We start from the raw sequence: 13,033 nt of genomic DNA, 5'->3' as shown, positions 1-13,033 counted from the left end.
AAAAATGGATTTGGTCGCAGAACAGTAATTTTAACACAATAATACCCCTTAAGGGGTTATCAGTATCGATGCCCTTATAGGGCTTTATGCAAGCCTCCGGCTGGGCCGGAGGTCATGACTGAGCCTTAAAAGAGAATAGAGAAAAGAAAAAAGGGTGTCAAGACTTGTTGAACTTTATGAAATGATTAGATTGAGGGATCGGGGAGTTTTTCAATCTTTACTCAGTTCGTCCGAAGAAGTGCCCATTTGCCCGTATCCGCCTTAACAAACAAGTCCGGCACTCTGTACACGCCCCCTATCTTCTCAGTGAAATCCATACAGGCAGAGACGATCAACGCTGCCGTGGAGTTCTGTCTCTTGGGGCTGGTTCAAATCGAATCTCAGCGAGATAGCTGCCGTACGCCAGTTTCTCAAAATTATTGTTAAGGCGGATACGGGCAAATGGGCACTTCTTCGGACGAACCGCTACCAATCATTAAAGCTCAAACGGTTTACCAAAAAGGCCATTGATAAAAACTCCCCGGCCCCCCGATTCAGTTAGCCTTGGAAAAATAACTCAAAACCGGTTCACATGAATGTCGCATTTTAAGAGCTGAAATTATGCCAAGCAAAAAAAATATTGGTATGTCCAAAAATGAATATCCGAACAGCCCGCGAGTGGGAGTTGGCGCCGTCGTCTTTAAGGATGGAAATGTCTTACTGGTTTGCCGAGGACAGACACCGTCGAAAGGTTTGTGGTCTATTCCCGGGGGGAAACTGGAATTGGGGGAATCCCTTCAACAAGGAGTTGAACGGGAAATATTTGAAGAGACGGGAATTACCATACATGCTGGGCGACCTATATATACATTTGACCTGATAGAGCATGATCATATGGGCAACGTAAAATTTCACTACGTGATTGTTGACCTGATTGCAGATTATGTAAACGGTGAGATTCAGGCCGGGGATGACGCCATCGATGCACGCTGGGTATCACCTCAGGAAATAGAGAAGCTGAAAATGAGCCAAAGGACCGTTGAATTGTTAAAACAGCATTTCAATTTCGGATTTTAACTGGAAATAACGTCAGTAAAAGCGTTTTTTTCTAATTCCTGATGATTTTTGCGTTATGAAGAAATGTTTCAATATCTTTACGGAATACTTCCTGGTTTGGTGGGCAATCATTATGACCGCAATCATAGATTATCATTTTACCGTTGACGGCTTTTTTATATAGGGCCTTGCCATGTGAAAACGGAATAATGTCGTCGTATTTGCCATGTATAATGAGAACAGGACCGGGGTAGGTGCTGACAACCGACAGGTTATCAAAAGGATCACGCACCAAAAAACCAGGGGCAAGAAACCTTGATGCCAGTGCTTTGACAGATGTAAATGTAGATTGAAGTATCAGTGCGGCAGCAGGTTTGTTTGCGGCAAGAGCACAGGCCGCCCCGCCACCCACAGAGCGTCCAAAAAGAATGATTCTCTTTGGATCTACCTCCTTTCTGGAAACAAGATAGTCGTATGCTGCATTAAACGCATGGGAAATGGTTTTTTGCGAAGGAGAACCATCAGACCGACCGTAACCGGGATATTCAATAAGAAGCACCCCGATACCGATACGGGTAAAACCCTGGAGTTCTTGCGGACAAAAGTCGATTAACTCCGCATTGCCGTGAGCAAAAATGACTGCCGGCGATGGTTTTATCGGATCGATATTTAGCGGCGGCATAAACCATGTCTCGAATTTTCCGGTATCAATGGTCAGCCATATCTTTTCAATTCCGGGAACGGTGTTTTTGGTTTCGGAAGAATAGGGGATCTGACTGCGGGGGAAAATAATCTGGCGCTGTATTATAAAAAGGAAACAGCAATAAAAAAAATAAAAAAGGAAAACCCATGTGGCAATTTTTATGAAAATCTGCATGGTAACTCCTGAAAATTACCATAAAAAAATGTTAAACCGGCTTTATTGATGGATTCGATTTTTAACCAGATCATCTGTATTTAATACTGGGACAGCAACGACTCAACCTAAACAGCTTCAGCCTGGCCAGGCGAGTGTTTACCTGGAATGATCAAATTCGCGTAAATAAATATCCTCCTGTTCATCCAGTATTTCACCAATAATTTTCATATCGGTCATCGGATTCATCACCACAGATCGCAGCACGACTTTTTCTTCATGGGCGGTTCTGTTGAGCGTCGTTCGGGAAACAAAGCTCTTTCCGGCCTCTCTTTGTAGGCGTTGGACTGTGATGTTGATATGATTCAATTGTTGATTCAACTCTTTTTTCTTTTTCGCATCGGCATGAATGAATTCTTTTTTAATTTTATTCGGTAAAATTCTATAAGTGAGAATATTAAGCTGTGGCTGGGTCACCAGTTCAAACAGGGGTCTTTTATTAATTTCTGTTGCAAACGACATGGCGGTTTCGATTCCGTGGTCAATAAGAAGGGCATATCCCATACTTCCCATAATCTCAAGTGAACTGCCGAGGATAAGGGACATGGCCGATCTGGAGCCGACAACAGAGCGGATTCCGAGATCGACTGAGCCGGGACGGTTTACATAAGAGGCATAATAGGCAATATGATCCATGATGGATGGATCCTTGAAATAAACCATGCCACATCCCATCGGCATGTAAAACTGCTTGTGTCCGTCAATGGTCACCGAATCCGCCAGATGAATTCCTGAGAGCAACGTTCTATATTTTTCCGAAAGAAGGGTGGGTCCTCCCCAGGCCGCATCCACATGAAAATGAATGTTGTGTTTATCACATATTTCAGCAATTTCAGCGAGGGGGTCAACCGTTCCTGTTTCAGTGGTTCCGGCTATTCCCACGACGGCAAGAATTTTTGTTTTAGGGGAATCGGTTTTTAATGATTCAATGGTTTTTTTCAGTTTTATGACGTCCATTTGGTTATGGCGGTCAACATCTATGGACAGGAACTGTCTGTGACCGATGCCTAAAATCCCGCCGGATTTTCTCAGGGAATAATGCCCAAGTTGTGATACCAGGACCACGCAACGATCAATTCCACAGGCATGATAAGCGGCAGCCATTCCCTCCTTTTCCACGCCGGCGAAACCTTCAGTCGGCTGAAAAAAAGCATTTCTGGCAACCCATAGGGCGGTAAGATTGGCGAGGGTACCGTCTTCAACGAAAGTTCCCAGAGTGCTTTCCGGGTTTTGAATGTGAAAGTCGTAAAAAGAATCATCCTTATGGTAAATTAATCGGTGAATTTTTGCCAGAACCTGGCGTTCAAGGACTGAGGTCACTTTGGATGTTTCCAGTTTCACTAGATTCTGATTTAATGCGGTCACAATGGTTTGAAGGTGAACCATAAAAAATGGTATGGCGGAGGTCATATGACCGATGAAATAAGGCGAAGCGACGTTTACCGCATGGGGAGCGATATCCTCGATGATTCTTTTAATGACTGCGGCAAGTTTTTTAGCGGGGTTTTTACTGATACAGCTGTCTTTATACCTGTTGGAGAGTTCCAGCAGGCTTGCTTCTTCGGTGATCCCGACATGCTGTTTTAAAAAATCATTCAGGCCAAAAAGAATCTGTTCCATGTATTTTAATAGGGTTGACCTGGAAGATTCACTTTCAGGCTGCAGGAAAATTCGCTGAAGCGTCTGCCAGTTTGCAATTAGTTCGGCACGTTTGTTTTTGGAGCACACGGACGTGTCGGGAAAGGTATCAGATTGTAACAATTTTGCATTGGGCGTCATTTATCGATAAGACCTTTTCTTTCTTTTTTTCATTACAATAATCAGCATAAGGCCGGAGGCAAATCCTCCTATATGGGCAAACCAGGCGATCTGGCCGCCTGTTTGAGTGCCATATTCAAAATAAGCGCTCAAAACCTGCATGATTATCCAAAAACCAAGCATTAAAATCGCCGGAATATTAACTATATGGATGAATATGAAAATGATGAACAGGGTTTTTATACGTGCCTTGGGGAAAAGGAATACATATGCTCCGAGGACACCGGCAATCGCACCGCTGGCACCGACTGTGGGAATTTTTGAAGATGTATTTACTAAAAAATGTCCCCCGGCTGCCGCAATTCCACAGGTCACATAGAAAACCAGGTATTTTATATGACCGAGAAGATCCTCCACATTATCACCGAATATCCATAAATATAGCATGTTACTCAACAAATGAATCCAACCACCGTGAATGAACATTGAGGTAAAAATAGTCAAGGGCACAGGCACAAGATTCTTCGGGGAGATATCTTTGAAATGGGAAAGTTCAAAGGGAATAAATCCGAGTTTAAGAAAAAATTGATTCGTTTCTCCGGGTACAACATAGTTTAGATAGATAAAAAGACAAATGTTGGCTAAAATTAGAAAAATAGTGACCAGAGGAATGGTGCTGGACGGATTTTCATCTCTTAAGGGAATCATTTAATATTCAGATAGAAGTCACAAAAATAAAATCAGTTTTAATGCAATATTGAGGAACTAACTTAGTATTGCAGCGACAATACATCAACCAAAAAAAGAAAAAATTGCTCCAGTGATATGCACTGAAACCGGCATTGGCTCCTTTTGCCTCTTATAATGGTTTTTATATTGGCGATGATTGCGATCACCTGCGTAGCTTCTATATTTGACTTGATTTAATATTCAGGTTAATAAAATCTTATGAGAAAAGAAGAACCTTATAAAATGGCCACTGTGGATTTTGACCTCAGACAACTGGAAATTTTCTGCAAAGTTCTAGAATTGAAGAGCTTTTCAAAAGCCGCCAATGCCGTATTTCTTGCACAGGCCTCTGTCAGTGAAAGGATAGCCACCCTTGAAGGTATGGTTGGTAGCAGACTATTTGATCGTATGGGACGGCAGGTGGTTCCCACCGCAGCTGGCAAACTCCTTTATAAGCACGCGCGTGTGCTGCTTGAAATGAAAAAAACCGCTTGCAATGAAATGCAGGATTTTCTCGGTGTAAAAAAAGGGGAGATTTATATCGGTGGCAGCACGATTCCAGGAGAATATATATTGCCCAAAGTCATTGGCAGATTTCATGAAAAGTATCCGCTTACAACGGTTAAGCTGGCGATTGCCGATACCAAAAAAATAGAACACCGTGTGTCTGAAGGAGAGCTTGAACTGGGCGTCATCGGTTCGAAAAGCCCTCATACGGGTTTTATGAACCATGAACTGTGGGAGGATGAACTGGTACTGGCGGTTTCCGCCGAACATAAATGGGCGGATAGAAAACAAATATCACTTAAAAAAATATCCACTGAACCTTTTATTTTACGGCAAACCGGGTCCGGTACCTTAACAATCATTAAAGAGTACTTTAACAGGATAGGATCCGTCCATATTGATTCTCTTAACGTGGTGGCCCGTTTCGGTTCCTCCACGGCCGTCAAGGAAGGAATTAAAGCCGGTCTCGGAATATCGATTCTTTCTTCCAGAGCCCTTGAAACGGAAATTAAAGCTGGAGAAATCAAAGCCCTCAACATTGAAAGCCTTTTCATGTCGCGAAAATTTTATCTGATCAGGGACAAAAGGAGAAATGTCTCACCTTTATGCCAGGCCTTGCTTGATTTTCTTGTGGCTACCTCCAGCAAAGGCCTGTAGTGCAGATCAAGCAAAACCCGATTGGTCTGAGGGATCGGGGAGTTTTTCAATCTTTACTCAGTTCGTCCGGAGAAGCGCCCATTTGCCCGTATCAGCCTTAACAATGATTTCGAGAAACTGGCGTTCGGTCCGCCTGCGGTGGACTGAGATTCAATTTGAACCAGCTCCAAGGGACCGAACCCCACGACAGCTTTGATCGTCTCTGCCTGTATGGATTTAACTGAGAAGATATGGGGCGTGTACAGAGTGCTGTTCTTATTAAGGCTGATACGGGCAAATGGGCGCTTCTCCGGACGAACCACTCGCAATCAATAAAGCTCAAACGGTTCACCAAAAAGGCCATTGATAAGAGACTCCCCGATTTCTTAAATAGATAAATCTCTTTCCGGACCCACAGAAATACGTATATTGGCAAAAGAGATTTGATGGTAGATCCATTTATTATAAGAGGCAAACTCTTCGTCTGAATGGGCGAGAGCTTCAAAAACAGAGTAACTGCGTTCTTTGAGATCTACCAGGAGGCGCAGCCCCCGCATAACCAGATCATTCGCATAAAAGAAGATATTAAAGTTGGTGAACAATTCCCTTATCTCATAATGAAGGGACATGATTCCATCCAGGATAATGACCCGACACGGTGAGATCGGCTTAAAACCACTGTGTGTACCGGTTTTATGATCATAAAGCGGTAGTTTTATTTTTCTGCCGTTAAAGAGCAGTGCCTTCATTGTTTCGATTAATAAAGGTATATTGGTGGATTGCGGGTCATATCCGCTTAATTTTCTGTCCAGCCGTGTTTTACGATCAAGCATAAAACCGTCAAGGGGTAGGTGTTTGGTTTTGATCCCGTTGTCGTTGAGAAATTTTGCTAGGTTTTTACAAAAAGTGGTTTTACCCAAAGCGGCAGCTCCGGAAACCGCAAAAACAAAATCGATTTCAGGGGAATACTCTTTTCTTCGTTTTATTATTCCGTCCGCATTTTTATCTATGCACTGGTGAAGGATATGTCGGTTTATTTCTGAGTGGTTGGCCATAATCATTTGTAGTTGTTCGTTCAGGTAGTTAGGTTGAAGGCTGACGCATTTCAATCATCAATCCCTTCTGCCTATGTGCCTTCTGGCTTTTTGCCTAATTCATTTTAACCCGTCTTGCTTTACCGGGTGTAAGCTTTAATTTATTTCCGGTTATATTGACTGATACCTTATTTTTTCCTTTTCCTTCTGCCGTAATTTTTACCCTATTTCTTGACAATGCAAAATGATACCACTTCTTTTGGTGACATATTCTAAAGGTAAGATGACTCCAGTGCTCGGGCAGGTTCGGATCTACTTTAAGGATTGGGGAACTTGTGTCTATGCCGGCAAAATATTTCATCACCACATCAAGTGTCCCTGCCATGACGCCACAATGTATTCCTTCAATGGTGGTACCCCCCTGGGTGTCAAATATATCACTTTTCAGTGCCTCCATGAACCATTCCCATGGGGTGTCCGATGCGTGGATGTAACTTGATATCACTGCATGCACCACTTTACTTAAAGTAGAACCGTGACTGGTTCTCTTTTCATAATAATCGTAATTGACTTTCAACAGCTCAACCGCATCATTGACCCGGTATCCCAGTCGTTTTAAAATATGGACGATTTCTTCAGGTGCAAGCACATAAAACATCATAAGAGTGTCAGCCTGTTTGGATACTTTATAAAAATCCGGGGAATCTCCTTCGGCTTTGAGGATTCGATCCAGTCGGTGAATGTTGCCATATTTTTTCCGGTAGGCGTCCCAGTCAAGCTCCTTTAAACCCAAATAACCTTCGAACTGACTGATTATATTATTATCTGTTAGAATCACATTCATCTTGCGGGTGATTTCTTTCCACCTTTCCATCTCGCTTTTTTTAAAACCGGTCTTTTTTGCCAGCCGGGCAAAGGATTTTGCCGAAAGCCCTTCTACCGTGTCAATCGCTTTTTGCAGTAACCATACCGTCATCACATTGGTATATGCGTTGTCTTTGATTCCATCTTCTTTAGAACCGGGAAGTTTTTCATGAAATTCATCAGGCCCCATGACTCCTGAAATGTGGTATTTATTTGAGTCATAGGTTGCGATGCTTGCCCAGAAGCGGGCAATCTCAATCATCATTTCAGCACCGTAATCTTTCAGGAAAATCCGGTCGCTGGTTTCAAACACGTATCGCCATACATTGTAAAACACGGCGATAGAAACGTGCCTTTGCCTTCGGCTTAAGTCCGGGCCCCATGAATCGTTCTGTGGATTATAATGCACCTCCTGTGTTTCTTCGGAACCGTCATCTGCGGTTTGCCATGGATACATGGCTCCCTGGTAACCGTTTTCCCGGGCGTACTTCTTTGCCGCATCAAGGCGATGGTACCGGTACATTAACAGTGCACGCGAAATTTCAGGGAAATGAAGGTTGTAAAAAGGCAAAATGTAAAGCTCGTCCCAAAAAACATGTCCCCGGTAAGCTTCTCCGTGCAGTCCTCTTGCAGTGATTCCTGCATCAATATCTTTGTTGTGCAAAGACGCGGCCACCAGCAGGTGGTAGGTGTGCAGGCGCACAGCCTTTTGTGCAAACCGGTCACCGCTGATTTTGATGTCGGCTTTATCCCAGAGTCTCTTCCACGCTTTTTTATGCGGTGCGTATATGTCTTTAAAGGATTTAACCGTTGCTAAAATCTGCTTGGAAGATTTTGCGGGGTTTGAAATATTCTTGTCCAGAGATGTATATATGCTGACCAGTTTTTCTAATGTATAGGTGTGGTTTTCCTTTGCGTTTATAGTTAAATTCTCTGCGATGGATGATTTTTGCTGTTGGATACTTTTATCAGCGGATATCTTTTGTTTATTTTCGTACAGATTGGTTTTGGCACTCATCACAATCTGGTATTTTGAACGATTGGTTTGAACGTGAAGGAAAATCATTCCCTTTGATTTTCCCGAAGATACACCTGAGAGGTGATTTGCATACAAATCTCGATAACGGGCCACGCCATCATTGATGATATTCCCATCAATGGAAGAGCGTAGGCGAATGGTATGCGAAAAATTGACCGGGGTAATCTCATACTGCATGGCACAAAGATGGGGATTTGCCATGCTGGCAAGCCTTTGGGTTTTAATTTTCAGTATTCTGCCGAGTCCATCCTTGCATACCATGGATCTTTGGGTCACACCTTCTCTCATGTTTAAGCTGTGGGTGTAACTTAACATCTCCATTTTCATCGGGCTGATATACTTTCCGGTTCCGATGGCAAATTCGATAAGTAACCAGTTCGGGCAATTGACAAAATCATTGTTGTATATATTTCGGCCCTGAATCCGGGTGGGCGGTTTGTTGTATATTCCGGCAATATATGTTCCAGGATAATGAATTTCGGAAGCTTTTTCTCCTTCAAAACATCCCCGTGTACCGAGATATCCGTTTCCAACCGTGGTCAGGGTTTCTCTTAACTTTTCTTCCTTAAATTTAAAGTCGCTATAGGTAAGGTTCCAGCCGTCTTTCATCACTCCTGATTGAAACCAGTTGGTAATATCTTTGATGCTGATTTCGCCGAGGTCATGCACCACTAAATCTGCACCGTTTAGTTTTAGCGCTTCACCGGTATCATTTCTTGCTATCCCGAGTGTCAACCCAAAATTTCCGTTTCTGCCCGCCTGGACTCCGGAGACCGCATCTTCAACCACCATGCATTCTCCGGGAAGCAGGCCAAGATTTTCCGCAGCGGTGACAAAGATATCCGGATCGGGTTTTCCCTTAAGCCCGAGCTGTTGTGATACAATGCCGTCTACGCGTGTTTCAAAAAGGTCTTCCAATCCTGCAAGTTTGAGGATCAACTTGCAGTTTTTACTGGATGACGCCACGCCGACTTTGATTCCTTTTTTCTTTAATGCTTTGACAAATTTTATTGATGTCTCAAATACATCCGGGCCTTCCTTTTTCAGTACTTTTTGAAAATCCAAATTTTTCCTGTTTCCCATGCCGCAAATCGTTTCCCGGTCAGGTGGATCATCGTAGTCGCCAAAGGGAAATTCGATACCCCTGGATTCTAAAAAGCATTTTACTCCTTCCATTCTCGGCATTCCGTCCACGTACTGCAGGTAATCGTTTTCCGGATCAAAAGGAACAAAAGGACCATTCTCCCTTTGAGCAATTTTTTTTAAAAAAACATTAAACATGCTTTCCCAGGCAAGGGCATGCACCCGAGCTGTTCCGGTGATCACTCCGTCGAGATCGAAAATTGCGCCTTTGAATTGAGTTGAGGCCATTTTTACTCCTTGGTTGTTGTTTATAGGTTGTTTCTTACTCACAATCAGGGTGAACCAATTCAGAGCAACAAAACCGGTTTAACAGGCGGGGCTTAATGATTTTATATCCAGACGCTACAAATGGGAATCGTCTGGAGAAAAATTTTTAAGCCTCGCATCGGTTTTACATACGTTTGTGCTGCGATAACAATCCCAGCATGGTAACCAGGATGTCCGGCTGGGTGACAATCAACGAATTTGGACACATATCCTTTACTTTGGCGGAAAGCTCGCTGTCTTCCGTGACAAAAACCGCCCATGTGTCCGGCGTTTTTTTCATTGCTGCTTCTATCAGCGGCACATCGGAAAATGTATCTCCACAAACAAGATGGGGTCCTTTGCTCATATTGAGATTCAACGCCTGATCAAGAAAATTGATGGCGTCCGCTTTGTCGAAGTCTTTGGCTTGTGACAAAGAGTCCTCAATGGTAAGAATTATTTCAATATCAAGACCGGTATCTTCAATTTTAAAATTTTCTCCACCGGGATCGGTTTCCCTGACAATGCGCCTGATCTTTTCCAAGAATTCCTCTGACTCAGACTCGGAAATGGACTTTCTGATATCCTGGCGGGCAATGGTGGTTTGTCCGAATTTAAACTGAAGGCCTGAGCCGATCAGGGAAAATTTTTCCCATGCCGGATTTTTTACTACAGCGGTAAGTTTCTGGTTCAGCTTGTCCAACAGGAGCTGTTTGTTTTCTTCAATGGGATAGGTGTGGCGTTTTCCATCAAGACCGATGTACTCCCTTCCCTTTGATGCGGCATAAATAAAAGTTTTATCGGGATTGACGCTCACATCGACAAGACCCGGATTTTTAAGCGGCGCGGAAGTGATAATGATCGGATTTGAGGGGTTTGTTTTGGCAAAACGGGTCAAAAAAACAGCATTATATACCGCTTGAACCGAAGATATGTATCTGCCGCAATAGTTATTTATGGTTCCGTCCCGGTCGGTAATGAAACAGTTAAAGGCTATATCCTGCAATTTTTCTATGCCGCTGTTTACCTGGTCTGAAAACCCTTCATGAAGGTTTTCTAGGTATTGCAAAAACTGTTTTTCACTATTTTGCAGAAAGAAAACATCTTTTCGCAGTTCCGCTATTTCATATACAAGCCTGGCAGTTATTTTCTTTGAGTCGTCGATATAAAGAACTTTTAATCCGTTTTCAGCAGGTATATCTTCAAGTGAGACAAGAGCATTTTTCAGCGATGTGATCAAATCGTGATCAACCGGTTGATCGTTAAACAGGTTTTCAACCGTTTTATGGCGAACATTACGGGTCATCGCCATCAGGTGATAAAACTGTTTTGCTGAGCGAATTGGCTGCTTTTCAATAAAAATCGGGGTCATTTAAAATACCTTTGAATTGGATGAATGGGTGAAAAGTAGGTTGCCGATGTTGACCAAGCCGTCCATGTTTCATTAATGAGGTTTGGAAATTTGATAAGTGCCGTCCAGTCGGTGACACATTTCCTCATATCTTTTTTCCAGCTGTTCCAGTGCGATTTCCAGTTCCTGTTTATTTATTTTGCCTGATTGATGTTTTGTTCTAATAAACTCAAATTCGTTTTGGTACCATTGATCGGGATCAAAATTATAGGTCACTTGTTACGTTCCCTCTCTTCCATTACACAGTAAATTCCTTTACCGGTTCGGGTAGGGACAAAGCATCGGCTGTCGGAAAGACAGGCTGCCTTTGAACGGTCACCGGATTTCCATCGGTTGACCAGGTCAGGTTCACGGATAAAGGGCCGGCTCATGGAGATGTAGTCAGCGATATTGGAATTGATGATATGCTCGGCGATATCAAAAGACCGGATACCACCGACAAGAATGATTGGAATGTCGATATGTTCATTGAATAAAGCGGCCGCATCCTTGAAATAGGCTTCATCCTTTTGGTGACGAATACCGGTTCGGATCGGGTTTAACTTGCCGGATTGTCCTGTTCCGCCTGAAAGCTCAATTGCATCCAGGCCGCTTTTGGCAAGAAGTTTTCCTGCCTGTAATGCTTCCCCGAGTTCGAGTCCACCCTCAACGAAATCTCCGGAATTCATTTTGATCAGCACCGGATAATCTTTGTCAACATAAGACCGGATCGAGTCTATGATTTCAAGATGGATATTGGACCTGTTTTCAATATTTCCCCCGTATCGATCCGAACGCCGGTTGAAAAATGGAGAAAGAAACTGACTCAAAAGATAACCGTGGGCTGCGTGTATCTGCACACCGTCAAAACCGGCCTTTTGAGCGCGCAGGGCAGCCAGGCCGAATGATTCCACCACGTTTTGAATGTCTGCAAGGGTCATCTCCTCAACAGCATGCTTGGTAATACCTTGGATCAACGAAGGCGCCAGCGGTGGATAGCCGGTGAGGGAAGGATCGGCAAACAGGCCGGAATGGGCCAGTTGGGCGATGATGCGGCCGCCTTGTTGATGAACGGCATCGGTCATTTCACATAGACCGGCAATGAGTCGATCATCGTAAATGCCCAGCTGCCATTGACCGGCTTGGCCCTGCTTTTTTACGTAAGCATGGCCGGTAATAATTAGACCGACGCCGCCTTCGGCCAGACGGGCAATGGTGTCCACCAACTTTGGGGTGCAGGCGCCATCGTCTGCAGCCATACCCTCCCAGGTGGCCGAACGAACGAATCGGTTTTTAAGAGTCATGCCGTTTATTTGGCTGGGATCAAAGAGTTTCGACAAAATATCCTCCGGTATTGCGCATTCAATTGACAAATTTAAATATATATCCAATACCATGAAAAGTTCAAGCAGTTTATGTGGCGAACTCAGGTTTAAAGTTCTTTCAGCAAAAGGAAAAAGACGGCAGATGAGCTGTCTGTCTTGTCTCCTTTTTTGTTTTGTGATAGGTAAATAAAAATCACTTCGTTCAAAGGTCAATTTTTTCAAAAACGCCCAAGTACTGCAGAGTTTTTTGTTACTATTTTTTCTGCTTTCCGCTTGACTCAAATGTTTTATCTAATTACAGAGCTAAACCCCCAGCTAAGCTGGGGAGAATGGCAAAAGCTATGCTGAGTATTTAAAAAATGCTCCTTTTGGATTAAAGGTAACAGCGCTGATTCTGTGACCAAAATCCAA

Annotated in this window: 10 protein-coding genes; 2 read left to right on the top strand and 8 right to left on the bottom strand. The window is 43.4% G+C overall.

The genetic code is table 11. From position 1 onward, the window contains the following. Positions 1-600 precede the first annotated feature (600 nt). Entirely contained in the window at positions 601-1,056 is a 456-nt protein-coding gene (locus tag SWH54_18275; GenBank protein ID MDY6793219.1) for an NUDIX hydrolase, read from the top strand. Positions 1,057-1,087: 31 nt separating this feature from the next. On the opposite strand, the gene SWH54_18270 is transcribed toward SWH54_18275, so the two are convergent. The 3 genes from SWH54_18270 to SWH54_18260 form a co-directional block, all read right to left on the bottom strand. Further along, on the bottom strand, positions 1,088-1,912 hold the full coding sequence (locus tag SWH54_18270; GenBank protein MDY6793218.1) for an alpha/beta hydrolase: 825 nt from the start codon (positions 1,910-1,912) through the stop codon (positions 1,088-1,090). A gap of 138 nt (positions 1,913-2,050) precedes the next feature. Next, the gene (gene panP / locus SWH54_18265; GenBank protein ID MDY6793217.1) at positions 2,051-3,730 is read right to left on the bottom strand and encodes a putative pyridoxal-dependent aspartate 1-decarboxylase; all 1,680 of its coding nucleotides are present in this window, start codon (positions 3,728-3,730) and stop codon (positions 2,051-2,053) included. Continuing rightward, positions 3,731-4,417 (bottom strand): rhomboid family intramembrane serine protease, encoded by a 687-nt coding sequence (locus SWH54_18260; protein ID MDY6793216.1) that lies wholly within the window; start codon positions 4,415-4,417, stop codon positions 3,731-3,733. A 240-nt stretch (positions 4,418-4,657) separates the two neighbouring features. On the opposite strand from SWH54_18260, the gene SWH54_18255 reads away from it, so the two are divergent. Beyond that, positions 4,658-5,602, top strand: a complete 945-nt coding sequence (locus tag SWH54_18255) for a selenium metabolism-associated LysR family transcriptional regulator (protein MDY6793215.1) — start codon at positions 4,658-4,660, stop codon at positions 5,600-5,602. 365 nt (positions 5,603-5,967) lie between these two features. Here the strand turns inward: SWH54_18255 and SWH54_18250 are convergent, their stop codons facing one another. The 5 genes from SWH54_18250 to SWH54_18230 form a co-directional block, all read right to left on the bottom strand. Beyond that, the gene (locus SWH54_18250; GenBank protein MDY6793214.1) at positions 5,968-6,690 is read right to left on the bottom strand and encodes a hypothetical protein; all 723 of its coding nucleotides are present in this window, start codon (positions 6,688-6,690) and stop codon (positions 5,968-5,970) included. 40 nt (positions 6,691-6,730) lie between these two features. Continuing rightward, the gene (locus tag SWH54_18245) at positions 6,731-9,889 is read right to left on the bottom strand and encodes a beta-phosphoglucomutase family hydrolase (GenBank protein MDY6793213.1); all 3,159 of its coding nucleotides are present in this window, start codon (positions 9,887-9,889) and stop codon (positions 6,731-6,733) included. 163 nt (positions 9,890-10,052) lie between these two features. Then, positions 10,053-11,279 (bottom strand): trehalose 6-phosphate synthase, encoded by a 1,227-nt coding sequence (locus SWH54_18240; protein ID MDY6793212.1) that lies wholly within the window; start codon positions 11,277-11,279, stop codon positions 10,053-10,055. A 72-nt stretch (positions 11,280-11,351) separates the two neighbouring features. Then, a complete protein-coding gene (locus tag SWH54_18235; GenBank protein MDY6793211.1) occupies positions 11,352-11,534 on the bottom strand; it encodes a hypothetical protein in 183 nt (60 codons plus the stop codon). Beyond that, entirely contained in the window at positions 11,531-12,637 is a 1,107-nt protein-coding gene (locus tag SWH54_18230) for an NADH:flavin oxidoreductase (protein MDY6793210.1), read from the bottom strand. Before SWH54_18230 ends, SWH54_18235 begins: the two co-directional genes overlap by 4 nt. Positions 12,638-13,033 lie beyond the last annotated feature (396 nt).

The sequence above is a fragment of the Thermodesulfobacteriota bacterium genome, from assembly GCA_034189135.1.
Classification (GTDB): Bacteria; Desulfobacterota; Desulfobacteria; order Desulfobacterales; family JAUWMJ01; genus JAUWMJ01.
Note: the sequence above shows the minus strand (reverse complement) of the source record. Positions and strands in the feature narration are given on the sequence as shown.